Raw genomic sequence first — 26,882 nt, forward strand, 5'->3', positions numbered from 1 at the left:
CCATGCTGCATTCCCATGCTGAAATCCGACGCCGTATCGATGCCCTCGGCCCATGGTTCCACAACATGGAACTGGCCGGCGTCGAAACGGCCCCCGACCACTTTCTCGGCAATTACCCGCTGGTCAAGTGGCGCAAGTTCGCCGATGCCATTCCAGCCGACCTGGCCGGCAAGTCCGTGCTCGATATCGGCTGCAATGCCGGTTTCTACTCCATCGAAATGAAACGGCGCGGCGCCGGTCGTGTCCTCGGCATCGATTTCGACGAGGCCTACCTGGCGCAGGCGCGCTTTGCCGCCGAGATCGCGGACTGCGACATCGAGTTCCAGAAGCTTTCAGTCTACGACGTCGGTGCCCTGCGCGAGACGTTCGACATCGTGCTTTTCATGGGTGTGCTCTACCACCTGCGCCACCCCCTGCTCGCGCTCGACCTGATCCGCGAGCATGTCGCGGGTGAGCTGATGATTTTTCAATCGATGCAGCGCGGCAGCAAGGATCTGCCCACGCTGGAGCAGGACTATCACTTCTGGACGCACGACCTGTTCGACGAGCCGGATTTTCCGAAACTTCATTTCATCGAACATCGCTACGCCGACGATCCGACCAATTGGTGGATCCCCAACCGCGCCTGCACTGAAGCGATGCTGCGCAGCGCCGGTTTCGAGATCTTTCTTCATCCCGAGCAGGAGGTCTATTTCTGCCGTCCCGCCGGCGATCCGGCCGGCGGCGGCGCCGTCTACCCATCGAAAGGACAGCTCCATGATTGAAGCCGCGATGATCTGGAACGAGCCCAACAACAAATCGCACTGGGACCCCGAGCTCGACCCCGATTGGAGCCGCTTCGCCGCCATGGCAATGTTGTCGGCAGATGCGATCGCGTCCGAGAACCCGGCCTTGACCAAGGTACTCGGCGGCATCTCGCCGATCGACCCCGGTTTCATAACGCGCATGAAAGAATTCGGATTGCTGGACCATGTCGACGCCGTCGCGGTGCATGGCTTCCCGCTCGACTGGAACCTGTGGCAGATCCAGGAATGGCCGCAGAAGATCGGTGAGATCGCGGCCGTCACCGATCTCCCGATCTGGGTCAGCGAGGTGGGCGTATCGACCTTCGGCGCTGACGAGATCCAGGTCTGGGGCCTCAGGCGCACCGCTGAGCTGCTGCTCGGCAACGCTCCGCGCATCCAGTGGTACAGCCTTTATGATCTCCCGCGCGAATGGGAAGCAACGACGCGCCATCGCGAAGCGGAAGGCTCCTCCTACTATCGTCATTTCCATATGGGGCTGCTGCGCCAGGACGGCACGCCAAAACCGGCACTGGAGGAATTCCTGCGCCATACGCCCGAGATGGGGCTGGTGCAGTGGTTTCATTTCGAGGATCCGCGGCTGGATGACGCCGTCGCCTGGATGAAGCGGCTCGGGGTCACCAATATGCGGACCGGACTTTCCTGGGCCGACAGCTTCAGGCCGAATGCATTGGACTGGTTCGACCGGCAGATGGAAGCGCTCGCCGATTTCGACGTGACCGTCACCTTCTGCTTCACGCCGGAGCATCGCGGGATGATGCCTCACCATACCAGCCCGCCGCTGGTACCGGAGGAATTCGCCGAATTCTGTGCAGCCATGATCCGCCGCTACGCGCCCGCCGTGGCTTCCCCGTCGACGCGGCGGGCCTCGGCAGCGTGAGGCTCCCATGCATCAACAGTCGGCAACCCTGGGCGAATTCGCGGCCCTGTTGACGGGCAGTGATACGGCACACGGCTCCGCCATCATGGTCGTCGTCGCACATCCGGACGACGAGACGATCGGCATCGGCGGACATCTTGCCGGACTGCGGTCATGCCGCATCGTCCATGTCACGGACGGAGCACCACGCGATCTTGCCGACGCGCAGGCGCATGGTTTCGAGACCTGGCAGGACTATGCCGATGCCCGCCGTGCGGAACTGACGGGAGCCTTGGCCGCGGCCGGGCTATCGCCATCGGGCCTGACCGCCCTTGGCTATCCCGACAAGGAGGCTGCGGCGAATCTGGTGGCGCTCGCGCAGGAACTCGCCTGCCTTGTTTGCGAACCCGGCATCCGCTTCGTCTGCACACATCCTTTCGAGGGAGGCCATCCCGACCACGACGCGACCGCTTTCGCCGTTCACGCGGCCTGCCATCTTCTGCGCCGTGACCGCCGGCCCGTGCCCACCATCATCGAAATGGCCTTTTATTCGGCTGGCCCGGACGGCCCGGTATTTCAGGATTTCGCCAGCGGCACCGGCAGTGATTGCATAGAGGTCTGCCTGACCGAAGCAGCCTTCCAGCAAAAGCAGCGCATGCTGGCCAGCCATTTGACGCAGCAGCGAACGCTGGCGCCGTTCTCGACCCGGACCGAGCGTTTCCGGCTGGCGCCGACCTATGATTTCCTGAGGCTGCCCAACGAGGGCAGGCTCTACTACGAATCGCTGCCGCTGGGTTTCGAGCCCGGCACCTGGCTGCATGCAAGCGCCCGTGCTCACGAGGCGCTCCGGCTCGACCAGCCATGACGCTCACAGTGCTCAATGTTGCCTATCCTCTCGCGCAGGTGGGACCGAACGCCGTTGGCGGCGCCGAGCAAGTGCTGTCAATGCTCGATCAGGCCCTGACCCACGCCGGCCATCGATCCATCGTCATTGGCTGCCAGGGCTCCAGTGCGAGCGGCATTCTGGTGGAAACGCCCGTCGAAGCCGGCGTGCTCGACCAGGCGGCAAAGGACCGGGCGCAGCAGTCGCATCGCGCCGCGATCGCCGCCGCCCGCGCCCAATGGGCAATCGACGTGGTTCACCTGCATGGCATCGACTTCGACGCCTACCTGCCTGCCGACGGCCCGACCCTGGTGACCCTTCACCTGCCGCTCGACTGGTACCCGGCCGGGGTGCTGCGCCCGGTGCGCGACGACCTCTGGCTTCACGCGGTGTCGTCGGCCCAGCAGCGAACCGCGCCGCCGGACGCAAGCTTGATTGCCCCGATCGCGAACGGCGTCGACATCGACGCGCTCACCCAGCCGCGGACCAGGCGCGACTTCGCCCTCGTGCTCAGCCGCATCTGCCCGGAAAAGGGCATACACCTGGCATTGGATGCCGCCAAGCGGGCTGATGCGCCGCTGGTCATTGGCGGGCGGGTCTATCCGTACGAGACGCATATCCAATACTTTCGCGATGAAGTCGAACCTCGCCTGGACGGCCGGCGCCGCTTCCTCGGTCCGCTCGGCTTTAGCGCCAAGCGGCGCGTGCTCAATGCAGCACGCTGCCTGGTCGTTCCGAGCCTTGCCGCCGAGACCAGCTCTCTGGTCGCGATGGAAGCACTCGCCTGCGGCACGCCGGTGATCGCCTTTCCAAACGGTGCGCTTCCGGATGTGGTCGAGCACGGCAAGACCGGCTTTGTCGTCAACAATGTCGACGAGATGGCGCAAGCAATTGCCGCGGCACCCAGCCTCGATGCCGAGACGTGCCGGAGCGAGGCGCGCCGGCGGTTTTCGCTTGAGCGCATGGTCTCCTCCTACATGAGCGTCTATCTGGCGCTGGCCCGGCTCGGCGCCGACCGCAGGCGCCTCGCCGCGGCGCAGTGAACGAGCCGATGCTACGCAGCGAGATCATCGGCGATCCAGAGCGATTGCATGCGCTGGCGCCGCACTGGTGGAAGCTGTGGGAGCAAAGTTCGTCGGCGACACCCTTTCAATCTCCAGCCTGGCTGGTGCCGTGGTGGCGCACATTCGCCCCCGGGGAACTGGCGACGGTCGCCATCTGGAGCGGCGACGATCTGGTGGGCCTGGCGCCGCTCTACCTCGAACATGGGACGGCAGGTTCGAAACTGCTTCCGATCGGCATTTCGCTCAGCGACTATCTGGATGTGCTGTGTGTTCCCGGCAGGGAGGCCAAGGTCGGCGCTGCCCTTGCCGAGAAGATACTTTCGATCGAGTGGTCGCAGTGGATTCTGCCGGACCTGCCGCAGGGCAGTGCCGGCCTAGCGATCGAACATCCCAACTTGACGGCCGATGGACCTGTCGGCCACGCCGTTTGTCCCGTGCTCACCACTGACGGCGATGAAACGCTGGCGGGCTGCGTCCCCGCCCGGCGCAGACGCCAGTTGCGCCGGGCGCGGCGCGCCGCATTTAGACGCGGCCGGGTCGAGTTGTCGTCGGCAAGGGATGATCCTCAGCTGTTCCTCGATCACCTGATAGGCCTGCACGGCGCGCGCTGGGCTGGAAACGGAGGCGGCGTGCTGGCCGACCCGGCGGTGGAGCGATTCCACAGGCGCTCACTTCCCCTGCTCGACGCCCGCGATCTGACCCGGTGCTGGTTGCTCGCCATCGACGGCAAGCCAATCGGCGCCTATTACGGATTTCACCATCGCGGCCGTGCCTATGCCTATCTTGGCGGCTTCCATCCTGCCTATGCCGAGGAGAGCCCAGGCGCGATCCTGGTCGGCCACGCTATCGCCGAATCGATCCGCGAAGGTGCGCGCGAATTCGACTTCCTGCGCGGCCAGGAGCCTTACAAATATGGCTGGGGCGCCGGCGACAGGTGGACGATGCGAAGGATTTGGACGCGGAAATGACACGATGGGTTCGATAGGACCGACATCCGTACGCCGCCGGATAGCGGTCAGGCTGGCGGTCGAGGACTGCATGGCGGACGCTGTCAGTGCCGAGGCCGTGATCGCCAGGCTGGCGCTGCATCTGCACGCAGGCATCGGGGCAGCCGAATTGGCGGAGATCGTGGCGGAGATCGATCCGGCCGATTCCCGAGACAGGGAAAGGCTGCGGCAGATAGCCGGGCTGCTTCGCCGCGGATCGGAGGTCTTTGCCACGTTGCAGAAAACAGGTTCTGCCGTTCGTCACGAACGCGACGACGACGAGACGGATGCCGACGTCGTCACGCGGCTGGCCTCGGGCTTCGACGCCGCCGCAGCAATTTCCCGGGTGGCGAGTGTCCAACTGGCTTCTCTCGGCGATGAGGAGAGGCTGGCAGCCACGACCGATGAAATCGTCGCATGGCTGGAAGCGCATGACTTTACCGGAGCTGGACGAAAGATTCTGGACATCGGTTGCGGCATCGGGCGTTTCGAGCGCGCCCTGTCGGCATCCTCTGGCCGGGTCGTCGGCATAGACATATCGTCGAGGATGATCTCCATCGCCCGTGAGCAATGCGCAGGACTTGGCAATGTAGAGTTGCGGCGGACCTCGGGCCTCGATCTGGCGGAGTTCGGCGACGCGAGTTTCGACTGCGTTCTGGCGGTCGACAGTTTCCCCTATCTGGTGCTGGCGGGCGTGGCGGAGCGGCATTTCGGCGAAATCGCGCGCGTCCTCAAAAGACCGGGCAGGCTTGCCTTGCTGAATTACTCATATCGCGAATCACTGTTTTTGGACCGCGCCGATATCCATCGCCTGGCGCAACGTCACGGATTGCGGATCGCCGTCGATGGCGAAAAGCCGTTTCGGCTGTGGGACGGCGACGCCTTCCTGCTTGCCGGCGTGACGGAACATTACCAGCCAATGCCAGTTCGGGGCTCGAACACAGAGACGCTGAAGAGCGCCGCCAATTCAATGGAGGACAGCATGGCATCCGGCAGCAAGAAACATGTCGGCAGCGGCAGCCACGGCAAAGGTGCCGGCTCCGGAGCAATGACCGAACTGGCCAAGGACAAGATCGAAGAAAACGCGGTTTTGTCGAACAGAGACAAGAAGCAGCACAGCGAGGAACGCGGCCTGGATGGCAATCAGATCAAGTCCGATCAATATCAGGATCACGCCGCAAATCGATTGCCGAAGGACTGAAAGGCGCCGCGCTGCATCCGCGACTCTCGGCAATCGAGAATAGAAGAAAAAAACTGTGCAAGGGCTACCTGGCAACGGTCTCTGCGCCGGCCATCTGCTTGTAATGCCCGGCGCTTGTCATCACAGTAGGATGAAGGACTGCCATCCATCCAGAGAATACGATGTCCCGTTCGAGCGATGATACCATGGACCCGCGCGCAGGCATGGCGATGGATCAGGAGATTGCCTCTCTGCTGATCGCCATCGAACAGGAAAAGGTTCCCGATCGCCTGACCAGACTGGCGATCGAACTGCAAAACGCGCTCGTCGCGAAACGCCGGCGCGACGTAAAGAACTGACTATCTGCGGCTGTCGGCATCGATATCGAACTGTCCGTTCGACAGATGATTTCGTCTTTCCACCAGCGTCTGCAGCGAACTCTCCCCCAGGAACTCAAGGACGGCGGCGCGGGCACGATTGAGCCGGCTTTTGACCGTCCCCACCGCACAGCCACATATCTCGGCCGTTTCCTCATAGCTGACACCAAGAACGCCGATCAGCATCAGCACCTCGCGTTGGTGCTCAGGGAGCCTCTGGATGGCGCCGTGAACTTCCTTGCTCTGAACTGTCCATTCCTGGGTGGCTTCCGAAATCGGCCTTGAGGACGCGCAGTCGAGCAGGCCAGGCGCTTCCCTGGCAGCGACCTTGATGCGAGTGTAGTAGGTGTTGCGCATGATGGTGAAGAGCCACGACTTCATGCGCGTGCCGGGTTCGAACTTGTCGATGTTGGCGAGCCCCTTCGTCAGCGTCTCCTGCACCAGATCGTCGGCATCGTCGGGGATGCGGCAGAAGGTGCGCGCGAAAGCCCGCAGCGCGGGTATCAGGTCAACGATGGAAACTTCATGGGTTTCCTGGTCGGCCAAAACATAGCCTTCGCCTGACAATGGTCCAGCTCCCAGAAAGAAGTATGAATGCAGACCCCAGCTAAATGCATGGACGTTTGTATCGTTCCGGGCGTTGAAGACAACTCTCCAGAAAATTCTGCACTGCCAGGATACCGGCCGAACGATCCTGCCGCGCCTGCGCCCCCCTGGCGCGCGTGCACCGGCGTGTCCGCGCTGGCTTCGGGTAGAGGCGGCGCGCCGTTTGTGCGGGAACAAAGCCATGCGCCAGCAGTTCGGCGCCTTGAGCCAAGTCAGCCCGCGGGCGTCAATCGAGGAAAAATTCATGGCCAAATCCGCACACCGTTCAGCTCCCAAATCGGCGAGCGTGCACGATCAGAATGCCGCGCGAGGAAATGGCGGCGAATTGCACCAGATCGCGGGAGCCGAAACGCCGGCTCTTACGACCTCCCTGGGAACTCCTGTCTCCGACGACCAGAACACATTGCGGATCGGCGAGCGCGGACCGTCTTTGATCGAGGACTCCCACTTTCGCGACAAGATCTTCCACTTCGATCACGAACGCATCCCGGAAAGGGTGGTGCATGCCCGCGGTTACGGCGCTCACGGCTATTTCGAGACCTATGAATCGCTGGCCAAATACACGCGCGCAGACATTTTCCAGCGCGCCGGCGAAAAGACGCCAGCCTTCGTGCGGTTCTCGACCGTTGCCGGCAACAAGGGCTCGTTCGATCTCGCCCGAGACGTACGCGGCTTTGCCGTCAAGCTCTACACCAAGGAAGGCAATTGGGACCTCGTCGGCAACAACATTCCCGTCTTCTTCATCCAGGACGCCATCAAATTTCCGGACCTCGTCCATGCCGCCAAGCAGGAGCCCGACCGGGCTTTCCCGCAGGCCCAGACCGCACATGACAATTTCTGGGATTTCATCAGCCTGATGCCGGAATCGATGCACATGGTCATGTGGATCATGTCGGATCGAGCGATACCGCGCTCCTTCCGTTTCATGCAAGGCTTTGGCGTCCATACGTTCCGCCTCGTCAATGCCGACGATGAATCCACATTCGTCAAGTTCATCTGGAAGCCGAAACTCGGCATGCAGTCGGTGATCTGGAACGAAGCGGTCAAGATCAATGGTGCCGATCCCGACTTCCACCGCCGCGACCTGTGGGAAGCAATCCAATCAGGAAACTTCCCGGAATGGGAGCTGACGGTGCAATTGTTCGACCAGGATTTTGCCGACAGCTTCGACTTCGACATCTTGGACGCCACGAAGATCATCCCTGAAGAGATCATCGAGCCAATCCCGGTCGGGCGGCTGGTGCTCGACCGCATGCCGGACAATTTCTTCGCCGAGACCGAGCAGGTCGCATTCATGACCCAGAACGTGCCGCCCGGGATCGACTTCTCCAACGACCCGCTTCTGCAGGGCCGCAACTTCTCCTATCTCGACACCCAGTTGAAGCGGCTGGGCAGCCCGAACTTCACCCATATCCCGATCAACGCTCCGAAGTGCCCCTTCGCGCATTTTCAGCAGGACGGGCACATGGCCATGCACAATCCGGTCGGCCGCGCCAACTATGAGCCGAATTCGTGGGGATCGGGGCCTCGCGAGGATCCGCAACGCGGCTTCCGCTCTTTCGCCGACGGAGAAGAAGGTCAGAAGGTGCGTCTGCGGGCTGAGAGCTTCGCGGACCACTACAGCCAGGCGCGGCAATTCTTCAACAGCCAGACACCGCCGGAGCAACGCCATATCGCCATGGCGCTGACGTTCGAATTGAGCAAGGTGCAGGCACCGACGATCCGCGAACGCATGGTGGCGCATCTGCTGAACATAGACGAAACGCTGGCGACTCAAGTCGCCGACAGGCTAGGTATTCGAAACATGCCCGACCCCGCCGAGGCCGCCGTCCCGCCGCGCGACGACCTGCCGCCGTCTCCGGCTCTCAGCATCATCGAGAACGGCCCCGACAGTTTCAAAGGCCGCAAGGTCGGCGTGTTGCTGAGCGACGGGGTCGACGCGGCCCTTTTCGAACAACTCCGCTCGGCCATCGAAACGGAAGGCGCGGTCATGGAGGTGATCGCACCCAAGGTGGGCGGCGTCGAGGCCGCCGACGGCACCCACATCGAAGCCAGGCACATGATCGACGGCGGTCCATCGGTCCTGTTCGACGCGGTGGTACTGCTCCTGTCCGAGCCGGGCGCCGAGTTGCTGGTGAAGGAGGCAGCCGCGAAGGACTTCGTGTCGGATGCCTTCGCACATTGCAAGTTCATCGGCTTCACACCGGGAGCCGAGCCGCTGCTGGCCAAGGCAGGCGTCGCTGCCGATGCCGATGAGGGATTGACGCGCCTGGACTCCGCAGCCTCCGCCAAGGCATTCGTGCAGGCTTGCCGCAAGCTGCGGCTGTGGGCCCGGGAAGCGGCCGTCAAGCTGTGACGATCGGCGCCGCGCGGATTCCCCTGTCCGTGAGCGGCGGTCCGGATTCCAGCCGGAGGAAGGCTATGGGCGGTCTTGCTCCTTGGCCTTTTCCCGCTGCTTTCTCAGCACCTCGTCGGTTCCGACCAGCTTCTTGGCTCCGCCCGGAATGGCGGTGGACACCACCGCGGGCGGGTCGCTTGCCGGAAAGGAATCTTCCAGACCCGCCTGCAGCTGATCCTCCAGGGTTTGCGACTCTTCAGAGCGGCCGGACGTTCTGCGATCGCCTATCTTTTCCAGCGGTTGTTTCTTCTTTGGCGACTCGTTCGCGTCCCTGATCCAGCCATAAAGCTGTTCGATCGCGAATTCCTTGATCGCCTCGAAATCAGCCCGATCGTCCTTGGTCGCCTCGATCTGATCGACCATAGCTTTCTCGAACCGGGCAAGGCTATCATCCCCGCAGGCCCGGGAAAGACGCAACAATGCCTCATGCAGCATCATCGGGGCGAAACGAGCCGAAGCCTCGAGTCTCAGTTGCTCTAAATGCTCTTGAGTGGCGGCTTGGAGCTTTGACATGGACAGCCCTTTCTCTCACACGCATTTCAACGAGAGTTGACCGTGGATGTTCCACTGCGCCTGAACGTCCTTTCCGCGCCGGCGGACTACATGAACCAGGTCGCCACCAATCCCGCGGACGCCGCAAAGACCGCTATGGTCGTCACGCCGCCCAGAATGTTGGTGGCCCTGCTGTTGACCTTGTCGCCCATGATCTTGCGATTGTTGGTCATGATGAGCATGAGAAGCAGCAGAGGTGGCGTCGAAAAACCCTGCACGATGCCGGACCAGACCAAGGCTTTCATCGGGTTGAAGCCAAGGAAATTGAGACCCACCGCCACCAGGGTGATCACTCCCGTCGCGATGTAGAATTTGGGCGCGTGCCGGGGCTTGGCGTTCAAGCCATTCTTCCATCCCATGGCTTGGGCGAAATCGAAAGCGGCGCCGGCCGTCATGACCGGCACCGCCAGGAAGCCGACGCCGATCACCCCGGCCGCAAAGAGAATTCCGGCCGCGTCGCCGGCAAGCGGCCGCAGCGCTTCGGCCGCCTGCGCTGCCGTTTCGATCTGGGTCTGCCCTGCCTCGTACAGCGTCGATCCGGTCGAAAGGATGATGAAATACATGATCAGATTGGAAAAAGTCATGCCGATCAGGATATCGCGCCGGGACCGGCGGAGTTCACCTTCGGTGGCTCCCTTGCGCTCTTCGAGGCTCGTCCTGCCCTTGGCGATCTCCTCCTCCACCTCCTGGTTGGACTGCCAGGTGTAGAGATATGCCGAGAGCGTCGTGCCGATGATGGCGACGATGATGGACAGGTATTCGCGGCTGAACTCGATTTTCGGCAGCAAGGTGCCGCGCAGCACAGAGATCACGTCCGGCTTGGCGAGCACGGCGGAGACCACATAGGCAAGCAGGGCCAGCGCCAACCATCGGAATATGTTGCGGATCAGCTTGTAGGATCCGAACACCTGCAAGGCAAAAATGATCATCGCAACGACAATGACGACCAAGTTTGAAGGCAGCGGAACGAACAGCACGACAGCAGCCGACATCGCGCCAAGATCGGCGGCTGCCTCGATCGTGTTGCCGATCAGCACGCCCACCAGCACGGACCACAGCAGCCAACGCGGATAGAAATCGGAAATGACCTTGAAAAGACCGCGGCCCGAGACTTGGCCAAGTTTGGACGAGAGATAGACGACGATGTACATCATCGGGAGAGTGACGGGAGCCGTCCACAAAAGGTCGGGCCCGAACCGGGCTCCGGCACTCGCATAGGTGCCAATGGCCGAGCAGTCGTCGTCGGCCGCCCCGGTGATCAGTCCAAGCCCGAGCGCCCGGGTGATGCCGCCGTTTTTCCGCTGCCTCTCACTTTGGTCGGCATTGTCAGCTGATCCACTCATTGGAGATGCGTGTCCAACGAGGCCACACAGGAGAAAATCATGTCGATTGTTCCGACCGGATGCCGTTGCTGAGATTGAGGCTCGAACCCCCGGTCAGGCTTTTTGTTCCTGTGGAAGCCTGATGGAACGCAGCGGCCGCATTGGCCCTTGATGCCGCTGGAGCATATCGGCTTTGATCGACATGGATATGCACGGGGCCGACGAGGAGAACGCAGCGCGATCATGCACCTCGCTGCATACCGGCCTGCTCGTTGCTGGTGGTCTCGACAAGGCTCTGGTATCCGGAAAATGGCGTCGGCTCGAGCTTGCGGGGTCTCAGCCCGCTGGAGGACCAGCAACTTGCCCGGTGATGTGGGTTCCCGCCGGCCCGATCCATGGCGGGGCCGCGCTGCTCGTGGCGGCTCTCTCTGGATCTGCCCAAGCGTAAGGCGGCGAGCCCGGCACGGGGCGATCTACAGGTACTGTCAGGCCGAGCCTCGTCCGGGCAATTGCGTCTGTTCGCTGACCTGTTTCCGCAGCTCCTCCCGCGCGCGTTCCACCTGGCCCTCGCCCGCGGATTGCGAGGCGCTGCGCCCCGACCGGTCCAGCCTGTCCAACTCGTGCTCGACCGTTTCGCGAGAACCCTCCGCCGGATCCTCTTCCGGATGGCTGTCGTCCGCGGCCTGTTCCTGCCGCGTCTCTTCCCTGCCTCGGCGGTCGTTGCGCGTCGCGTCCTGGACGCGATCGTCCTTGCCTGCGACGCTTCGATTTCCGCCGGCCGTTTTGTCTGTGTTGCTCATGGCTAGTTCCTAAGCTTTCGCGGCGCGGACCCATCCGATGTGCGTCCCGCACCTTTGCCTGGAGAAACGGGCCTATCCGCCATTTGGTTGCGCTCGCGGCGCGCAAGCATCGGCCCGGCGCCAATCGCATGACGAAGAAATGCCGGCCATCGTTGCCAAGCATCCTTTTACAGCGATCCGCGTTATCGCCTTCATCGATGGTGGATTTTACATGGCAAGATGCACGGGCCCGTCATCCGCTCCCGGCAACGGCGGCGATCATCGGTTGCGTCGGCCTTTACACGTCCAGCCCGAACCGCGTCCGGCAATCGTCTTCCCAGGCATCCTGAAACGGATCGGCCCCGCGTCTACATTGGTGTCGACGCCGGTCCTGAGCGGGTGCAGCGACTGGCAATCCGCGCTCCATGCACATGGTGCGAATGCCCGTGCGATTCTCGATCTCATCTGGTCCTTTGGCGCGGTGGCGACGATCACCTGGCTGCTCGTCATGCTGGTCCTGGCAATGGCGCTCTTCCATGAGCGCCGGGCACAAGCAGCGCCGCCGCCGCTACGCATAGACAGCCATCAGGAACGCCGGTTTGGCCGCGCGATCGGCAGCGCCGTCGCGGCGACCGTGCTGGTTCTCGCCGCGCTGACGATAACAAGCTTCTTCGCCGGCAAATCCATTGCCTCGCTGGGCCGAAAGGAGACGCTCGCCATCCGCATCACAGGGCATCAATGGTGGTGGGAGATACGCTATCCCAACGATGATCGGTCGCGGACGATTGTCACGGCGAACGAGATCCATCTTCCCGTCGGCGAACCGGTCAAGGTCGAGCTCGATTCGATCGATGTCATTCACAGTTTCTGGGTGCCAAGCCTCGCCGGCAAAAGGGACCTCATTCCGGGCCGCCCGAGCGAGATCACCCTCATTGCCGACAGGCCCGGTATCTATCGCGGCCAGTGCGCCGAGTTCTGCGGCTACCAGCATGCCCACATGGCCATCACCGTCGTCGCGGAAAGCCGCGAAGCGTTCGAGGCATGGCGATCCAGACAAGACGCAGCCGCCATCGCGCCCGCCAGCGAGGAGGAACGCCGCGGCCAGCAGGCTTTTCTTTCTACCGGTTGCGCTCTCTGCCACACGATAAGGGGCACGCCGGCCAAGGGGACGGTCGGGCCCGACCTTACCCACCTCGCAAACCGGCGTGCATTGGCCGCCGACACGCTGGCCATGGCGCCCGGCTCACTTGCCGCGTGGATCGCCGATCCGCAATCCATAAAACCCGGCGCGAAGATGCCGCGCATTGCTCTCAGCGCCGACGATCTTCATGCGGTCGTCGCCTATCTTGGAAGCCTTGAATGAGTGGCGTTGCCGGGAAGACGGCCGGGCAAAGACAGGAAGCGGCCCTGAAAGGCATCCGCGACACCGGCCTCGACGAGGCAAGACTGCACGACTATCTGGCGCATGCCTGGCGGACGCCGAACGGTCTCTATGGCTGGCTCGTCACGGTCGACCACAAGCTGATCGGACGGCGCTATATGGTGACGGCCTTCCTGTTCCTCGCCCTTGCAGGCCTGTCGGCACTTGCCATGCGGTTCCAGCTTGCCACGCCGGAGGCACGCCATATCGGCCCCGATCTCTACAACCAGCTCTTCACCATGCATGGCACGACGATGATGTTCCTGTTCGCCGTACCGGTCATGGAAGCGTTCGCCATCTACCTGGTGCCGCTGATGATCGGCACCCGAAACGTCGCCTTCCCACGGCTCAATGCCTTCAGCTACTGGGTCTATCTTTCAGGTGGGTTGATGATCTGGATCGCCTTCGCTTTCGACACCGGCGCGGATGCCGGCTGGTTTTCCTACGTGCCACTCGCCGGACCTGAATATGGGATCGGCAAGCGCCCCGATTTCTGGGCGCAGATGGTGACCTACACCGAAGTATCCGCGCTCGCGGTCGCCGTCGAGATCATCGCGACCGTATTCAAGCAGCGCGCGCCGGGCATGTCACTCGATCGCATCCCGCTCTATGTCTGGTCGGTCCTCGTCACGGCTTTCGTCATATTGTTCGCCATGCCCGCCGTGATGGTGTCGAGCACGATGCTGATCCTCGACCGCCTGGTCGGCACCAGGTTCTTCGACCCGGCGGCGGGGGGCGACGCAATGCTCTGGCAGCACCTGTTCTGGTTCTTCGGCCACCCGGAGGTCTATATCATCTTCATTCCCGCGACCGGCTTCGTCTCGGCTATCCTGCCGACCTTCGTGCGCCGTCCGGTCTTCGGCTATCTCGGGATCGTGCTGTCGCTGGTTGCGATCGGCTTTCTTTCCTTCGGCCTGTGGGTGCACCATATGTTCGCCACCGGCCTGCCGCAGCTCGGCGAGAGCTTTTTCACCGCCTCCTCGATGATGATCGCCATTCCGAGCGGCATCCAGATCTTCTGCTGGATCGCGACGATCTGGGGCGGCCGGCCGATCTTTGCAACGCCACTGCTTTTCGTGCTCGGCTTCATCTTCACCTTCGTGATCGGCGGGTTGACCGGGGTCATGGTCGCCTCGGTGCCGCTCGACCTGCAGGTGCACGACACCTATTTCGTGGTCGCGCATTTCCACTATGTGCTGGTCGGAGGCGCCGTCTTCCCCCTGCTCGGCGCTGTCTACTACTGGTTTCCCAAGATCACCGGCCGCATGCTGTCCGAGCGGCTCGGTCGCTGGAATTTCTGGCTTGTCTTCATCGGCTTCAATCTCACCTTCTTCCCGATGCACATGCTTGGCCTGCAAGGCATGCCGCGGCGCGTCTACACCTATCCGCCGGCGAGCGGCTGGGGCGGCACGAACCTGTTCATCAGCATCTCGTCGCTGGTGGTGTTCGCCGGCTTCGCGCTTTTCGTCCTGAACGTGCTGCTCAGCCTTCGCAACGGCCGCATCGCGGGAGACAATCCCTGGGGGGCGAGCACACTGGAATGGGCAACGACGTCGCCGCCGCCTTCCTACGATTTTTCGCGCCTGCCGGTGGTGACCCATCGCGAGCCGCTCTGGGCCGAAGCAGACATACTCCCGGTCGTCGAGGGCCTGCGCGTCGACGCGCGCGAGGTGCTTGCCGGCACGGTCGCCGATGCGGTACCGCAGCTGCGCGTGCCATCGGCCGACAATTCGATCTGGCCGCTGCTCTCGGCCATTGCCGTGGGCGGCGCGTTTCTGGGCTCGATATACACGCCATGGGCGGTGGTCTGGGGCGCGATACCGGTCTCGATCGGCTTCATCTGCTGGTTCTGGCCGAAAGGCGAGCCGGAGGACGAAGAATGAGACACCGGCCAACCGTCGACGTCAGCCACCTGCCCACCTATGATTTTGGATCGGCGAGCCCGATCTGGTGGGGAACGGTGGCCTTCATCGCCCTTGAAGCGACCGGTTTTGCCCTGGCGATCGGCACCTATTTCTACCTGGCTGTGCAGGCGCGGCATTGGCCGATCGGGGCGCCGGCACCCGATCTCCTGCCGGGCACGGCAATATTGGTCATTCTGCTTGCCAGCGCCGTTCCCAACCGTCTGATCGATCTTTGGGCGCGGCGGCAGGACCTTGTGAAGGTGCGCATCGGCATCCTCGTCATGTCGATCGCCGGAATTCTTCCCCTGATCGTGCGCATCTGGGAATTTCCCGCGCTCCGGATCTCCTGGGACCAGAACGCCTACGGGTCGATCGTCTGGTTCCTGCTCGGCCTGCACACGACACACCTCCTCACCGATGTCGGGGACACGATCGTGCTCGCCGTTCTCATGTTCACCAAGAAAGGCAACACCGGACGTCACTTCAGCGACGTGTCGGACAATGCCTTCTACTGGGACTTCGTGGTCGTCTCATGGGTCGTGCTCTATCTCGTAATCTACTGGGTCCCGAGGATGTAACATGCAGGCGATCCGCACGGGCGTTTCCTGGGCAGGCCTGGTCACCGGACCAACAGCATGGGCGGTATCGCTGCAGCTCGATTATTCAATCGCATACTGGCAATGCAGCGCCGGGTTTCGGCCCACCGCCCTGTTCTCGCTGACAGGCGCCGCCGTCGCGGCGCTGGGCGCCCTGGCGTCATGGCGCGCCGTTCGTGATCCAAGGCACGGCACGAGCCCGCCCCTGAAGGCGCGCACGCGCGCGTTTCTGGCCAAGACTTCGGTAGGCATCGGGGCCCTGTTCACGCTCGTCATGCTGGCGCAAATGGCGGCCGGATTGATCTTCAGCGGGTGCGAACTGTGACTGTGCAGCGGAGCCAACGAGCGGTCATCCGCCAGGGGCAGCGTTCGCGTCGGCCTGCCGCAGGGATTCCGTTCCTCGCCGTCCTCCTACGCGTAGTCGCGGCCGTCATGGCGTCGCTGGCGCCTGGCACGCCGCTGCGGGCGAACGAGATCCAGAAAGGCGAATATCTTGCCCGAGCCGCCGATTGCGTCGGCTGCCACACGTCCAATCCGAGCCGGCCTTTCGCCGGAGGCTATCGGGTACCGACGCCGTTCGGCGATGTCTATTCCACCAACATCACACCGGACCCCGACACAGGCATCGGGCGCTATTCCGCCGACGAATTCGTGCGAGCCGTGCAGAAAGGCGTCAGACGCGACGGGGCCGATCTCTATCCCGCCATGCCATACGACAGCTTCGCCGGGATGAACCGCGAGGACGTGCTCGCGATCCGAGCGTACCTGCTCACGAAGGCGCCGATTTCTCAGCCGCGGCCGCCAAACATCCTGCCTTTTCCATTTAACCAGCGCTGGACGCTCTGGTTGTGGAAACTTGCCAACCTCCACGCTGGTGGCTTCGGGCCAAATCCAAGCCGAACCGCCGCGTGGAACAGGGGCGCCTACCTGGTGGAGGTGCTTGGGCACTGCGGCGCCTGCCACACGCCGAGGAATACGACCTTCGGCATGGATGAAGACCGCAAGCTTGCCGGCGGCAGCGCCGGCATCTGGCAGGCGTTCAACATCAGCAGCGACAAGATCGCGGGCATAGGCGGCTGGAGCGATGAGGAGCTGTCTCGGTTTCTCAAGACCGGCGCCGTGCCTGGAAAGGCGTATGCGGGCGGTCCGATGGCGGAAACGGTCATGAACAGTCTGCAATATCTTTCGGACGACGATATTCGTGCCATCGTCGCCTATCTCAGGACCGTGCCCGCCCGATCGGGAGACGAGAAGCGGCCGCGCTTCGCGTGGACCAATCCGCCCGCAGCCGCCCGCGATGCCGGGACGAAGACCAGCGTGCAGGGTAGCGGGGTCGCGGTGGGCGACGATCTCTACCGGTCGCTCTGCTCGGGATGCCACGGCCTGAATGGAGGCGGATCGGCGGATGGCACCTATCCATCACTGACCAACAACAGCACTCTCGGCGTAACCTCGCCCGAGAATGTCGTCATGACCATCCTTGAAGGCGTCAAGGCAGGCGGCGTCGCGGGCCGCAAATCGATGGCGGCCTTTGACGGCTGGCTGGACGACGGCCAGGTGGCGGCCCTTGCAAACTATGTGACCGCGCGCTTCGGGGACCCGGAAGTCAGTGTCACGGCAGCCGATGTGCGCCAGATGCGGGCAGGCTCGACGACGGAGCAGACAGTCATGGTTCTGGCGGCCCAGGCGCTGGTGGCCGGCAGCGCCGTGCTCGTGCTTAGCCTGGCGCTTTTGCTCGCCAGACGCCTTCGCCTGAGAATGCACCGGCGGCATCTCACATTCATGCATAGAGACGGGCGATGAGACGGCGTGCCGAAGCGTGGCCTACCCGTTCCGCCTTTCCGTGCAACGATGAACTGCCTCAGCTTGATATCTCGACCGAGCCCTTCTGAGAGGAACTCCCGCCAGCGCCGCGAGGGGCGCGAAAGACGTCCGCCAGCCAATCGATGAACACCCTGATCCGCGAAGACAGATGGCGGCTCTGGGGATAGAGCACGGATACGGGTATCGCCGGGGGTGGAAAGGTTTCCAGTACCGGAACCAACTGTCCGGCGGCGATCTGATGCTCTACACGATAGCGCGGGACCTGTATCAACCCGAGCCCGGCAACGCCGGAGGCCGTGTAGATTTCGGCGCCTCGGACGACGATATCGTAGGGTAGTGGAACCTCTCTTGCCGCGCCGTCCTTATAGAATTCCAGCGGGTATGGCTGCCCTGTCGCGGAGGCGGTATAGGCAACCATTCGATGGCCGCCGAGATCATCCGGTGTCGAAGGGACGCCGTGACGTTCGAGATAGGCTGGGCTCGCCAAGGTGAGTTGCTCGAAGGCGGTTATGCGGCGACCGATCAGAGACGAGTCGGACAGTTCGCCGGCTCGCACGACGCAATCGACGCCTTCAGTGATGAGGTCGACCATCCGATCGCCTTCGCTGAGGCTGAGCGAGATGCCGGGATAGCGCGTCATGAACTCGGGCAAGACCGGCATGACGAAAAACCGCGCGATGGTCCCCTGCATATCCACACGAAGCGGACCCTTGGGTTCGGCATTCCTGAAGACACTCTCCACCTCATCCAGGTCCGCAAGGAGCCGGATGCAGCGTTCGTGGTAGAGCGCGCCATCGAGCGTCGGCCTCACAGTTCGGGTTGTCCGTTCGAGGAGCCGAACGCCGAGATCCGCTTCCAGGCGCTGGATCGCATGGGTGGCGGTGGGCCGCGGAACCCGCAGGTCCCGCGCGGCCTGAGCAAAGCTCCCGCGCTCGACGATCCTAACGAAGAGCCGCATGATGTCGATGCGATCCATAACCATCTCGTAGTCGATTGTTATGGATTTTGAAATGGTGATGTTGAAATCGGCTTTCTAGTGCTGGTTTTAAAAACAGCTATCTTCACACCATTCAAGTCATCAGATCGACAGGAGTGAAGATCATGCCCTTCGTCAATTTCAAGGTCCCCGAGGCGGCGCTGAACCGGGCCCAGAAAGAAGAGATCGTCCATCGGGCCACGGCGATGCTCGTGGAATATTTCTCCGAGGCCGCTCGGCCGCACACCATGGTCCTGATCGAGGAGGTCAAGGACGGCGGTTACGCCCGCGCCGACGAGGTCTTCGTGATCCCGCAGGAATATCGAGCGAAGGATTGATGTCGGCAGCAACACGGCAAAGGAACAACGACAATGACTAGCCCAACGAACAGGGTTGCGATCGTCACGGGAGCGTCTCGCGGCATTGGAGCGGCCATCGCCCGCCGGCTGGCGAGCGACGGCCTCACGGTCGTCGTCAACTATGCAGGCAGTGCCAACGCGGCCGCCAAGCTGGTGGATGAGATCGAAAAAGCCGGTGGTCGAGCCACCTCCTTCCAGGCCGATGTCAGCGACCCGCAAGCTGTGAGACGGATGTTCGATTCCGCCGAAGCGGCCCATGGCGGCGTCGACGTGCTGGTGAACAATGCCGGCATCATGAAGCTCGCGCCGGTCGCCCAATTTGATGATGCGACCTTCGATCAGACCATCGCGATCAACCTCAAGGGCACGTTCAACGGCCTTCGCGAGGCGGCGAGGCGCCTGCGCGACGGCGGCCGCATCGTTAACTTCTCGACCAGCGTCGTCGGACTCTATCAGCCGACCTATAGCGTTTACGCGGCCACCAAGGCCGCGGTCGAAGCGCTCACCCACATCCTGGCGAAGGAGTTGGGATCCCGCGCCATCACGGTCAACGCGGTTGCGCCGGGGCCGGTGGCCACCGAGCTTTTTCTCGAAGGCAAGGATCAGGCTACGCTCGATCGTATCAAACAGATGAACCCGCTCGGCCGTCTGGGCGGGGTCGACGACATCGCGCGCGTCGTCTCCCTGCTGGTCGGGCCGGACGGCGGCTGGATCAACGGCCAGATCGTCCGAGCGAATGGCGGGGTCATCTGAGGAGCAGGATCATGAAGCCGTCATTCCCATCACTGGCGGATCGGGCAGCTTCGGCCGGCTGATGGCCAATGCCCTGGCGGCGACCGCTTTCGCGAACAGGCAAACGAACGCCTGCCTTGGAGGGAAAGTCTTCCCCTCCAACGCAGGCGCCTCGATCGCCCCGGAGAGACCCCAAGCCATGCCAGGACTTACGGGATCCGCTGCCGCAGCCAGGATCCGCTGCCGCAGCGTTGAAGCGTCGTCGACAAGAGCGGCCCAACGGTCGCATGCCGAGGAACCCGATCGCGCCGTCGTCGTTGGACAGGGATGCAGAGATGCGCGCTGCTGCACTGCTGGCCCGACCACGCTATCTCGAGCAGAAGTGGTTAGAATGTGTCGGCCAAGGAGACGGGACGAACAAAGCGCTCGAAATCCTTGTCGAGCGGCCAGAGCGGGCGCGGCGCGTGGATATAGGGGCGCCGTTCAGCCCGCGGCGTTGCGAGCGCGCCCGCATCGCAGACGATGACCTTGCCCGCTATCGGCTCAAATGCCGCCCGGAAATGCTGCATCGACTTCAGGATCAACACGCGGCGAGCCGTCGGTTCTATCCCGAAAGCCCGCAATTGCTGAAGGTCGACCATCTGCTGCGCTTCTGAAACGACCAGGACTTCGATCCCGTCGACATCGATTACGGCGGTGAGCCCGAAACTATGGGTGAGCCCGCCCTGAATCGGTCCGTCGCCGACATAGGTGCCGTCCGAAAGCCTGGTCAGCACACCCGTCACCGTCAGCGGGCCACCGCCGAAGTTGGCGTCGCCCTTGCCTCCAATCGTCACCGTCACGGTTTCGCCTTGCCGGCGACGGTGCAATTCATTTGCCGCTTGAGGATCGATCATCGGCGCGAGTACCGCACCCCTCACTCCCGCATCAAGCAGGCCCTTCAACAGCGCGGTCGAGTCGCCGTAGGAACCGGCGCCGGGATTGTCGGCATAATCGGCAATGACCAGTGGCTTGTCGCCGCGCCAGGCATGCGCCTCGGCAGCAGCCTGGTCGACCTCGATGAAAACATTGCGTTTCTTGGTCCGACCCTGCCAGATCTTGTCGGCAAGTTCCTCTGTCACACGCATGGCGGCTGCCTTGGCGCCAGGATCACGGCTGTCATAGGTTGCGAGCACGGTGGGACCGACGCAGGACACGTCTGCCCCCGTGAAGGCTGCGTTGACGGAAACCGCGAGCAAGCCCTCGGCCTCGGCCTCGCGGGCGCGGTCATAAAGGGCCAGAGTCTCGGGAATATCGGTGCGGCCAGAATTCGCTTCGTCCAGCATCGGCACATGCGCCCTGACGGTCCGGGGCGCGATTTCACCTCTCATTGCGCGATCCAGGATACGGGCGGCATGCGCGCCGATTTCGCGCATATCCACATGCGGATAGGTCTTGTAGGAGACAAGGATCTGCGCGTCCCGAACCATGTCTTCCGACACCATCGCATGAAGATCGAGCGTTGCCGCAACAGGAGTGTCCGCTCCGAGTTCGGCCCGCAGAAGGCCCAGCAGATACCCTTCCCCGTCGGGGCAAAACTCGGGCACCATCGAGCCATGAAGTCCAAGCAGCACTCCGTCGAGGCGGCTCTTGTTCGAACGCGCCGCCTCCAGGATAATACCGGCGATGTGGTCATAGGCGGCTTTCGTCACCCGCCCCCCGGGCACGGCATGTGCCGAAATCGCGTGGATCACATTCCAGCCCGCCGGTTCCGCCACATCCATGAATCCGGCAAGTTCGGTATTGGCGTTGCGCCGGGCGCGGATCGCGTCGTCGCCAAGGAGAAGCGTGTCCACCTGAAACTGCGGCAAGTCGGTACGGAAGCGCGAGAACGTATTGCTCTCATGCATGAATTCGCAGGTAAGGACATTGAAGGTCATGGGCAATTCCTATTGCGCGAGGCGCACGCGATGACCGCGGCCGATCTCGACAAGCTCGCTTTGCTCGGGTTCTTCGTCGGGATCCGGACGGCGCGAAATGTCGGGCGAAAAGCGGGTGGCGCCTGGAACGAAGGCAGCATCCGGCAAGGCACGTGCCCCGGTCAGGATCGCGTCGGGATCGGGGACCGAACCGATCAGGCGACGCGTGTAGGGATGCGTCGGGCGGCTGAAAATCGAATGCCAGTCACCCTCCTCCACCACGCGGCCGAAATACATGACGGCAACCCGGTCGCTGACATGCTCGACCACGCTCAGATCGTGGGAGATCATGATGTAGCTCAAACCCAGCGTTTCCTGCAGGTCCATCAGCAGGTTGATGATCTGCGCCTGGATGGACACGTCCAACGCCGACACCGGCTCGTCCAGCACCAGGATCTTCGGGTCAAGCATCAACGCCCGCGCGATGCCGATCCGCTGTCGCTGCCCACCCGAGAATTCATGCGGATAACGGTCGGCGTGATCGGGCGTCAGGCCAACGCGGATCAGCATCTCGGCAACGCGGCGGCTAGCCTCGCTTCCCTTGGCGATTCCATGCAGAGAAAGCTGCGAGGACAGCATGCGGCCGATGGTCTGGCGCGGATTCAGCGACGCATACGGGTCCTGAAACACCATCTGGGCGATGCGCGCGCGCTCCTTGCGGGCGGGGGCGCCAGGGCCTGTCAACGGCTTGCCCTGGAACAGGATCTTTCCCGAAGTCGGCTCCTGCAGGCCCATCACGGTCAGCGCGGTGGTGGATTTTCCGCAGCCGGATTCACCGACGATGGACAGGCACTCTCCCTCGTTCAGCGTCAGGTTCACGCCCTGAACGGCACGAAGCGTCCGTTTTGGCCCCAACAATGAGCGACGCGGCAGCGGGAAATGGACAGTGAGGTCGCGGATTTCCAGAAGAGGCTGGTTCATGCGGTCGCCTCCAGGCCAAAGCCGCGCGGCGTGGTCAGCGTCGGTGCGTCGCGTCCACGCTCCTCGCCGGTCACGATCTGGTCAAGCTCGGTCAGGCGGGCGCGTCCCACCAGCGTTCGCGACCCCAGGCGTGGACGCGCCGCGAGCAGGCCGCGGGTATAGGGATGCAGCGGATTTTCGAACAGAGCCTTGGTGTCCTGCTCCTCGACGAGCCGCCCCCGGTCCATGACCCCGACGCGCCGGCACATATTGGCGATCACGCCCAGATCGTGACTGACCAGCAACACGGCCGTTCCTTCAGCCGTGCAAAGCTCGGCAAGCAATTCCAGGACGCCTGCCTGGACCGTCACATCAAGTGCGGTGGTCGGCTCGTCCGCAATCAGCAGGTCGGGACGGCAGGCCAGTGCAATGGCAACCATGACGCGCTGACGCATCCCTCCCGACAGTTGATGGGGGTAGGACAGGGCGCGTTCCTCGGGCGCCGGCACCCGAACGCTTTCCAGCGCCTCGACGGCTTTCCTGCGCGCATCCGACCATCCGAAGCCCCTGTGAACGACGAACATTTCCGCGATCTGACGGCCAATTGCCATCAGCGGATTGAGCGCCGTCATGGGCTCTTGAAACACCATCGCCATACGGTCGCCGCGCAGACGGCGCCTGCCGCGGCTGCCGAGCTTCAAGACGTCCTGGCTCCGGAAGAAGATCGAGCCGCCGGTCACCTCCAGCGGGCGCTTAAGCAACCCCATCACCGAAAGGCCGGTGATGCTTTTGCCTGAACCGGATTCGCCGACAAGTCCGTAAGTTTCCCCAGGCAGGATATCGAAAGACACGCCGTGAAGGATTTCGTTCCGCTTGCCGACCCCGATGCGCAGGTCGCGGACGGACAGAACAGGGTCGGGAAGGATGCCGCTCATGCCTGCCTGATCCTCATATGCGGATCCAGCATGTCGCGCAGCCCGTCACCGAGCAGGTTGAAGCCAAGGACCGTGGCGAAGATTGCGAGGCCGGGGAACAGCGAGGCCCAGGGGGCGGTGCGGATCAGTTCGCGCGCATCGGTCAGCATGTTGCCCCAGCTCGGCTGCGGCGGCCGGATACCGACGCCGAGGAAAGACAGTGCAGCTTCCGCCAGAACCGCGCCGCCGATGCCAAGTGTCGCGATGACCAGCACCGGACCGACGATATTCGGCAGTATCTGCGTGCGCATGATATTGGCGTCGCTGAAGCCGGCCGCCCTGGCAGCCTGCACGAAGCCCTGATTCTTGAGCGACAAGGTGGAGCTGCGTGCGATGCGGCAGGTCCAGGACCAGTTGGTCAGGCCCAAAGCGATCAGGAGGCTTGGCAAGCCGGGTCCCAACACCGCCATGATGGCGAGCGCGAATACCAGGGACGGGATCGCCAGCATGACGTTGGTCAGCCCGTTCACCAGATCGTCCCACCAGCCTCCGAAATAACCCGCCGATACCCCAAGCGCCATACCGATGCACGAGTTGATCAACTGTGAAACGAGGCCGACGGTCAGCGATACCCTGGCGCCGTAGAGGATACGGGAAAAGACGTCGCGACCCTGCCCGTCCGTGCCCAAAAGATGGTCCCAGCTCGGTGGCATTTCAGAATTCATCAGGTCGGCGTCGAATATCGGGTTGTACGGGGCAATCCAGCCGGCGCTGACAGCTGCGGCGACCACGAGCAACGCCAGCGCCAGCCCAAGGGCGAAATTGAAACGCAACCGCATGGATCAGGCCACCTTAATGCGCGGGTCGATCATGGCATAGGCGATATCGACCAGCATGTTGATGACAAGGAACCACAACACGATCACGATGACCGTACCCTGAACCACGGGAATGTCGCGTGCCGACACGCTGTCTACCAGAAGCGACCCGATCCCTGGCCAGGAAAACAGTTTCTCGATCACGATCGCCTGCCCCATGAGCGAACCGATCTGAAGGCCAAGCGTGGTCAGGATCAACACCAGCACGTTGCGGGTAACGTGACTGCGCACCAGACGCGGTTCGGTCAACCCTTTGGCTCGCGCCGTGCGCACGAAATCCGCGTTCATCACGTCCAGAACGCCCGCGCGGGTGGTTCGCGCCAAGAGCGCCATCGGCGATACGCCGAGGGCGATGGCAGGCAATATGATGTAGCGGATGCCGCCGGGCTGGTAGCCGAAGCTCGGCAGCAGGCCGAGCTGCAGCGCAAAGACGTACATTAGCAGCAAGCCTAGCCAGAATTCGGGAACCGACAGGCCGGAAACCGCCAGCATCATCGTGCCGGTGTCCAACACGCTGCCGGGCTTCAAAGCGGCCAGAAATCCCAGGGGAATACCGACTGCTGCGGCAAAGCCCATCGCCGCCAGCGCCAATTTGATCGAAGGCCAGAGCCGCGGCTCGATCACGTTCCACACCGGTTCGCGGGTGCGGTAGGAAATTCCAAGGTCGAAATGCGCCAGCCCCCACAGATAATCCCACAGGCGGACCGGCAGAGGCTTGTCCAGCCCGAACTGCTCGTTCAGATGCGCCATCACATCGGCATTCGTGGCGTTGCGCCCCTCCGACATCAGGCTCGATATGAAGCTGCCGGGGACGACGCTGAATATCACGAAAATGATCAGCACGACCGCCAGCAGGGTCGGGATCATCTGCAGCGTGCGACGAAAGATGAAGCGCGACATCCGCGAATCCTGCCTTTCAACAAGTGGGCGCCATGCGGCGGGCGGGAAGTGGGCGCAATGCGGCGGGCGGGGCCGTACAAACCGGTCCCGCCCGCCAGCCATGCCATCGCGCTACTTGCGTGACGCGGGTGCGCTGTCGTCGATCCAGATGTCCTCGTAATCCTGGATCGCCAGTTCCGCGCCGTTCGGCTTCAGCCCGTGAACCCATGGCTGATAGGCCATGACGGCCTTGTTGTAGTTGAAGAACCAGACCGGAGCCTCGTCCTGCAGCAGGTTGTTGGCTTGCCTCAGAAGATCGTTCTGCTTGGCCGGATCGGTTTCGTTGCCTGCCTGCTCGATCAGCTTGTCGAAGTCGGCGTTGTTGAACTTGACGTAGTTGCAGGCAGTTTGCGACGTCTTCGAATAGAAGCAGTTCAGATATTTCAGCGGATCCGGGCCCGACGAGTTCGACCAGATAAAGGCATCAAAATTGTCGGAGAGGATCTTGTCGGACAGGACCGAGCTTTCCACCGGGTCGGTCGTCACGGTGACGCCCACCTTGGCCAGCATCGGGATGATCGCCTCGACGATCGGCAGGCCCCAGCTTTCGTTCGAGGTCGCGGTGACCGAGAAATTCAGGCCGGTCTCGAACCCTGCCTCCTTCAGCAGTTCCTTGGCCTTTTCCGGATCATAGGCATAGGGCTTGGCGTCCTTGTCGAAGGCCGGCGATGAAATCGGCAGCCAGGAGACCGCGGGATAAGCCTTGTTCTTCAAGAGCTTCTCGACAATCAGGTCCTTGTTGATCGCATAATTGATCGCCTGCCGGACGCGCTTGTCCTTGAATGCCTCGACCTTCGGATTGAAGCCGATATTGCGGGTGTAGACTTCGGCCACCTCAAGGATGTGATCCTTCAGCGCCGGATCCTGGCTGTAGGCCTCATACTGCACAGGGCCGAGAACGTTGGTATCGATCTCCGCGTTGCGGAAGGCGACGTCGCGAGCCGAAGCTTCGCCCATCAGCATGATGTCGAGCTTGTCGAGATGCGGCTTGCCCTTCTCATAGTAGCCGTCGAACTTCTCCAGTTCGACCTTCGAGCCCGCGACGTAGTTGGCGAGCTTGAACGGGCCAAGGCCGTTCGGCTTGGAGGCGAGCTGATCCTCCGGATAGTCTTTGGAGTAGATCGGCGCATAGTTCGACATCAGGTTCCAGCCCGGATCGGCCAGGTTGATGAAGGTGATTTCGATGGTCCTGTCGTCGATCTTCTTCAACCCGGAAATATGATCGGCCTTGCCTGCCTGAAATTCGGCGACGCCGGCGATCTGCAGCATCTGCTCGGCGCCCGGCAGCGCCTTCTTGGGATCGGCCAGACGGTTGTAGGACCAGATCACGTCATCGGCGTCGAGCTTGTCGCCATTGTGAAAGGTCGCTTCCCGGAGCTTGTAGGTATAGGTCTTGCCATCCGCCGACTTCTCTACCGTTTCGGCGAGGTCGAGCTCAGGCTTGCCGCTTTCCGGGTTCCATTTGTAGAGCGAGCGGTTGATCGCTTTGGCCACGATCTCGTCTTGCGTATGCGGTGTCGCCGTGATGTCCAGCGATGTGATGGAGTTGCCATAGGGTGCGGTAAACACCAATTTCCCCCCATCCTTCGGTGTGGCGTCCTGCGCCAGCGCGGCGGTCGCCGTTCCAAGCGCAAGCGCCGCGATCAAGCCAAGTCTGTTCAACATCCCTCAAT

The 26,882-nt window shown here is 62.7% G+C and carries 26 protein-coding genes and 1 pseudogene; 16 read left to right on the forward strand and 11 right to left on the reverse strand.

Going from position 1 to position 26,882, the window contains the following annotated elements; all coding sequences use genetic code 11:
- Nucleotides 1-2: 2 nt before the first annotated feature.
- The 8 genes and pseudogenes from FJ964_RS27190 (at nucleotide 3) to FJ964_RS27225 (ending at nucleotide 6,134) form a co-directional block, all read left to right on the forward strand.
- Nucleotides 3-764 (forward strand): TIGR04290 family methyltransferase, encoded by a 762-nt coding sequence (locus tag FJ964_RS27190; protein ID WP_140553466.1) that lies wholly within the window; start codon nucleotides 3-5, stop codon nucleotides 762-764.
- Nucleotides 757-1,683 (forward strand): beta-xylosidase, encoded by a 927-nt coding sequence (locus tag FJ964_RS27195; protein ID WP_140553467.1) that lies wholly within the window; start codon nucleotides 757-759, stop codon nucleotides 1,681-1,683. The genes FJ964_RS27190 and FJ964_RS27195 overlap by 8 nt, the downstream gene beginning before the upstream one ends.
- Before the next feature lie 7 nt (nucleotides 1,684-1,690).
- Nucleotides 1,691-2,527, forward strand: coding sequence for a PIG-L family deacetylase (locus tag FJ964_RS27200; protein ID WP_140553469.1), 837 nt, complete (start codon nucleotides 1,691-1,693; stop codon nucleotides 2,525-2,527).
- 8 nt (nucleotides 2,528-2,535) lie between these two features.
- On the forward strand, nucleotides 2,536-3,588 hold the full coding sequence (locus FJ964_RS27205) for a glycosyltransferase (protein WP_246676226.1): 1,053 nt from the start codon (nucleotides 2,536-2,538) through the stop codon (nucleotides 3,586-3,588).
- An 8-nt stretch (nucleotides 3,589-3,596) separates the two neighbouring features.
- Nucleotides 3,597-4,577 (forward strand): GNAT family N-acetyltransferase, encoded by a 981-nt coding sequence (locus FJ964_RS27210; protein ID WP_181172635.1) that lies wholly within the window; start codon nucleotides 3,597-3,599, stop codon nucleotides 4,575-4,577.
- Nucleotides 4,578-4,647: 70 nt separating this feature from the next.
- Nucleotides 4,648-5,376 (forward strand): annotated as a pseudogene (locus tag FJ964_RS27215) (class I SAM-dependent methyltransferase); the annotation flags it as partial.
- A gap of 201 nt (nucleotides 5,377-5,577) precedes the next feature.
- Nucleotides 5,578-5,796, forward strand: coding sequence for a hypothetical protein (locus FJ964_RS27220; protein WP_140553530.1), 219 nt, complete (start codon nucleotides 5,578-5,580; stop codon nucleotides 5,794-5,796).
- Between the two features lie 185 nt (nucleotides 5,797-5,981).
- On the forward strand, nucleotides 5,982-6,134 hold the full coding sequence (locus tag FJ964_RS27225) for a hypothetical protein (RefSeq protein ID WP_181172636.1): 153 nt from the start codon (nucleotides 5,982-5,984) through the stop codon (nucleotides 6,132-6,134).
- Here FJ964_RS27225 and FJ964_RS27230 read toward each other — a convergent pair whose 3' ends face one another.
- Nucleotides 6,135-6,698 (reverse strand): sigma-70 family RNA polymerase sigma factor, encoded by a 564-nt coding sequence (locus FJ964_RS27230; RefSeq protein WP_140553532.1) that lies wholly within the window; start codon nucleotides 6,696-6,698, stop codon nucleotides 6,135-6,137.
- Between the two features lie 304 nt (nucleotides 6,699-7,002).
- Here FJ964_RS27230 and FJ964_RS27235 point away from each other — a divergent pair, with 304 nt between their 5' ends.
- Entirely contained in the window at nucleotides 7,003-9,114 is a 2,112-nt protein-coding gene (locus FJ964_RS27235; RefSeq protein ID WP_140553475.1) for a catalase, read from the forward strand.
- Nucleotides 9,115-9,177: 63 nt separating this feature from the next.
- Here the strand turns inward: FJ964_RS27235 and FJ964_RS27240 are convergent, their stop codons facing one another.
- The 3 genes from FJ964_RS27240 to FJ964_RS27255 form a co-directional block, all read right to left on the reverse strand.
- Nucleotides 9,178-9,669, reverse strand: coding sequence for a hypothetical protein (locus tag FJ964_RS27240; protein WP_140553477.1), 492 nt, complete (start codon nucleotides 9,667-9,669; stop codon nucleotides 9,178-9,180).
- Between the two features lie 86 nt (nucleotides 9,670-9,755).
- The gene (locus tag FJ964_RS27245) at nucleotides 9,756-11,051 is read right to left on the reverse strand and encodes an Nramp family divalent metal transporter (RefSeq protein ID WP_140553479.1); all 1,296 of its coding nucleotides are present in this window, start codon (nucleotides 11,049-11,051) and stop codon (nucleotides 9,756-9,758) included.
- Between the two features lie 464 nt (nucleotides 11,052-11,515).
- Entirely contained in the window at nucleotides 11,516-11,830 is a 315-nt protein-coding gene (locus FJ964_RS27255; RefSeq protein ID WP_140553481.1) for a hypothetical protein, read from the reverse strand.
- 355 nt (nucleotides 11,831-12,185) lie between these two features.
- Here FJ964_RS27255 and coxB point away from each other — a divergent pair, with 355 nt between their 5' ends.
- The 5 genes from coxB to FJ964_RS27280 all read left to right on the forward strand — a co-directional run bounded on the left by coxB (nucleotide 12,186) and on the right by FJ964_RS27280 (nucleotide 17,532).
- Nucleotides 12,186-13,172 carry a cytochrome c oxidase subunit II gene (coxB, locus tag FJ964_RS27260; protein WP_246676227.1) on the forward strand — a complete coding sequence of 329 codons (987 nt, stop codon included), beginning with the start codon at nucleotides 12,186-12,188 and terminating at the stop codon, nucleotides 13,170-13,172.
- Entirely contained in the window at nucleotides 13,169-15,112 is a 1,944-nt protein-coding gene (gene ctaD / locus FJ964_RS27265; RefSeq protein WP_140553485.1) for a cytochrome c oxidase subunit I, read from the forward strand. The genes coxB and ctaD overlap by 4 nt, the downstream gene beginning before the upstream one ends.
- Nucleotides 15,109-15,711 carry a cytochrome c oxidase subunit 3 gene (locus tag FJ964_RS27270; RefSeq protein WP_140553486.1) on the forward strand — a complete coding sequence of 201 codons (603 nt, stop codon included), beginning with the start codon at nucleotides 15,109-15,111 and terminating at the stop codon, nucleotides 15,709-15,711. The genes ctaD and FJ964_RS27270 overlap by 4 nt, the downstream gene beginning before the upstream one ends.
- 1 nt (nucleotide 15,712) lies before the next feature.
- Complete coding sequence (locus FJ964_RS27275) at nucleotides 15,713-16,054, forward strand: hypothetical protein (RefSeq protein ID WP_140553488.1); 342 nt, start codon at nucleotides 15,713-15,715, stop codon at nucleotides 16,052-16,054.
- Between the two features lie 107 nt (nucleotides 16,055-16,161).
- Complete coding sequence (locus FJ964_RS27280) at nucleotides 16,162-17,532, forward strand: cytochrome c (protein WP_140553490.1); 1,371 nt, start codon at nucleotides 16,162-16,164, stop codon at nucleotides 17,530-17,532.
- Nucleotides 17,533-17,590: 58 nt separating this feature from the next.
- Here FJ964_RS27280 and FJ964_RS27285 read toward each other — a convergent pair whose 3' ends face one another.
- A complete protein-coding gene (locus tag FJ964_RS27285; protein ID WP_140553492.1) occupies nucleotides 17,591-18,529 on the reverse strand; it encodes a LysR family transcriptional regulator in 939 nt (312 codons plus the stop codon).
- Nucleotides 18,530-18,654: 125 nt separating this feature from the next.
- On the opposite strand from FJ964_RS27285, the gene FJ964_RS27290 reads away from it, so the two are divergent.
- Both FJ964_RS27290 and FJ964_RS27295 read left to right on the forward strand, forming a co-directional pair.
- On the forward strand, nucleotides 18,655-18,867 hold the full coding sequence (locus tag FJ964_RS27290; protein ID WP_140497359.1) for a 4-oxalocrotonate tautomerase family protein: 213 nt from the start codon (nucleotides 18,655-18,657) through the stop codon (nucleotides 18,865-18,867).
- A gap of 33 nt (nucleotides 18,868-18,900) precedes the next feature.
- The gene (locus FJ964_RS27295; protein ID WP_140553494.1) at nucleotides 18,901-19,641 is read left to right on the forward strand and encodes an SDR family oxidoreductase; all 741 of its coding nucleotides are present in this window, start codon (nucleotides 18,901-18,903) and stop codon (nucleotides 19,639-19,641) included.
- Nucleotides 19,642-20,006: 365 nt separating this feature from the next.
- Here the strand turns inward: FJ964_RS27295 and FJ964_RS27300 are convergent, their stop codons facing one another.
- The 6 genes from FJ964_RS27300 to FJ964_RS27325 form a co-directional block, all read right to left on the reverse strand.
- Complete coding sequence (locus FJ964_RS27300; protein ID WP_140553496.1) at nucleotides 20,007-21,539, reverse strand: M81 family metallopeptidase; 1,533 nt, start codon at nucleotides 21,537-21,539, stop codon at nucleotides 20,007-20,009.
- 9 nt (nucleotides 21,540-21,548) lie between these two features.
- Nucleotides 21,549-22,499, reverse strand: a complete 951-nt coding sequence (locus tag FJ964_RS27305; RefSeq protein ID WP_140553497.1) for an ATP-binding cassette domain-containing protein — start codon at nucleotides 22,497-22,499, stop codon at nucleotides 21,549-21,551.
- Entirely contained in the window at nucleotides 22,496-23,413 is a 918-nt protein-coding gene (locus tag FJ964_RS27310; protein WP_140553499.1) for an ABC transporter ATP-binding protein, read from the reverse strand. The genes FJ964_RS27305 and FJ964_RS27310 overlap by 4 nt, the downstream gene beginning before the upstream one ends.
- Nucleotides 23,410-24,231, reverse strand: a complete 822-nt coding sequence (locus FJ964_RS27315) for an ABC transporter permease (RefSeq protein ID WP_140497347.1) — start codon at nucleotides 24,229-24,231, stop codon at nucleotides 23,410-23,412. Before FJ964_RS27315 ends, FJ964_RS27310 begins: the two co-directional genes overlap by 4 nt.
- Before the next feature lie 3 nt (nucleotides 24,232-24,234).
- The gene (locus tag FJ964_RS27320) at nucleotides 24,235-25,170 is read right to left on the reverse strand and encodes an ABC transporter permease (protein ID WP_140497345.1); all 936 of its coding nucleotides are present in this window, start codon (nucleotides 25,168-25,170) and stop codon (nucleotides 24,235-24,237) included.
- A 111-nt stretch (nucleotides 25,171-25,281) separates the two neighbouring features.
- On the reverse strand, nucleotides 25,282-26,874 hold the full coding sequence (locus FJ964_RS27325) for an ABC transporter substrate-binding protein (protein ID WP_140553501.1): 1,593 nt from the start codon (nucleotides 26,872-26,874) through the stop codon (nucleotides 25,282-25,284).
- Nucleotides 26,875-26,882 lie beyond the last annotated feature (8 nt).

The organism is Mesorhizobium sp. B2-3-2, from assembly GCF_006442295.1.
Lineage (GTDB): Bacteria > Pseudomonadota > Alphaproteobacteria > Rhizobiales > Rhizobiaceae > Mesorhizobium.

Bases quoted from the DNA above. Each gene is read 5' to 3' on its own strand.
- FJ964_RS27190 (WP_140553466.1), top strand. From the start codon at position 3: ATGCTGCATTCCCATGCTGAAATCCGACGCCGTATCGATGCCCTCGGC.
- FJ964_RS27195 (WP_140553467.1), top strand. From the start codon at position 757: ATGATTGAAGCCGCGATGATCTGGAACGAGCCCAACAACAAATCGCAC.
- FJ964_RS27200 (WP_140553469.1), top strand. From the start codon at position 1,691: ATGCATCAACAGTCGGCAACCCTGGGCGAATTCGCGGCCCTGTTGACG.
- FJ964_RS27210 (WP_181172635.1), top strand. From the start codon at position 3,597: ATGCTACGCAGCGAGATCATCGGCGATCCAGAGCGATTGCATGCGCTG.
- FJ964_RS27220 (WP_140553530.1), top strand. From the start codon at position 5,578: ATGGCATCCGGCAGCAAGAAACATGTCGGCAGCGGCAGCCACGGCAAA.
- FJ964_RS27225 (WP_181172636.1), top strand. From the start codon at position 5,982: ATGGACCCGCGCGCAGGCATGGCGATGGATCAGGAGATTGCCTCTCTG.
- FJ964_RS27235 (WP_140553475.1), top strand. From the start codon at position 7,003: ATGGCCAAATCCGCACACCGTTCAGCTCCCAAATCGGCGAGCGTGCAC.
- FJ964_RS27240 (WP_140553477.1), bottom strand. From the start codon at position 9,669: ATGTCAAAGCTCCAAGCCGCCACTCAAGAGCATTTAGAGCAACTGAGA.
- FJ964_RS27245 (WP_140553479.1), bottom strand. From the start codon at position 11,051: ATGAGTGGATCAGCTGACAATGCCGACCAAAGTGAGAGGCAGCGGAAA.
- FJ964_RS27255 (WP_140553481.1), bottom strand. From the start codon at position 11,830: ATGAGCAACACAGACAAAACGGCCGGCGGAAATCGAAGCGTCGCAGGC.
- ctaD (WP_140553485.1), top strand. From the start codon at position 13,169: ATGAGTGGCGTTGCCGGGAAGACGGCCGGGCAAAGACAGGAAGCGGCC.
- FJ964_RS27270 (WP_140553486.1), top strand. From the start codon at position 15,109: ATGAGACACCGGCCAACCGTCGACGTCAGCCACCTGCCCACCTATGAT.
- FJ964_RS27275 (WP_140553488.1), top strand. From the start codon at position 15,713: ATGCAGGCGATCCGCACGGGCGTTTCCTGGGCAGGCCTGGTCACCGGA.
- FJ964_RS27280 (WP_140553490.1), top strand. From the start codon at position 16,162: ATGGCGTCGCTGGCGCCTGGCACGCCGCTGCGGGCGAACGAGATCCAG.
- FJ964_RS27285 (WP_140553492.1), bottom strand. From the start codon at position 18,529: ATGGATCGCATCGACATCATGCGGCTCTTCGTTAGGATCGTCGAGCGC.
- FJ964_RS27290 (WP_140497359.1), top strand. From the start codon at position 18,655: ATGCCCTTCGTCAATTTCAAGGTCCCCGAGGCGGCGCTGAACCGGGCC.
- FJ964_RS27295 (WP_140553494.1), top strand. From the start codon at position 18,901: ATGACTAGCCCAACGAACAGGGTTGCGATCGTCACGGGAGCGTCTCGC.
- FJ964_RS27300 (WP_140553496.1), bottom strand. From the start codon at position 21,539: ATGACCTTCAATGTCCTTACCTGCGAATTCATGCATGAGAGCAATACG.
- FJ964_RS27305 (WP_140553497.1), bottom strand. From the start codon at position 22,499: ATGAACCAGCCTCTTCTGGAAATCCGCGACCTCACTGTCCATTTCCCG.
- FJ964_RS27310 (WP_140553499.1), bottom strand. From the start codon at position 23,413: ATGAGCGGCATCCTTCCCGACCCTGTTCTGTCCGTCCGCGACCTGCGC.
- FJ964_RS27315 (WP_140497347.1), bottom strand. From the start codon at position 24,231: ATGCGGTTGCGTTTCAATTTCGCCCTTGGGCTGGCGCTGGCGTTGCTC.
- FJ964_RS27320 (WP_140497345.1), bottom strand. From the start codon at position 25,170: ATGTCGCGCTTCATCTTTCGTCGCACGCTGCAGATGATCCCGACCCTG.
- FJ964_RS27325 (WP_140553501.1), bottom strand. From the start codon at position 26,874: ATGTTGAACAGACTTGGCTTGATCGCGGCGCTTGCGCTTGGAACGGCG.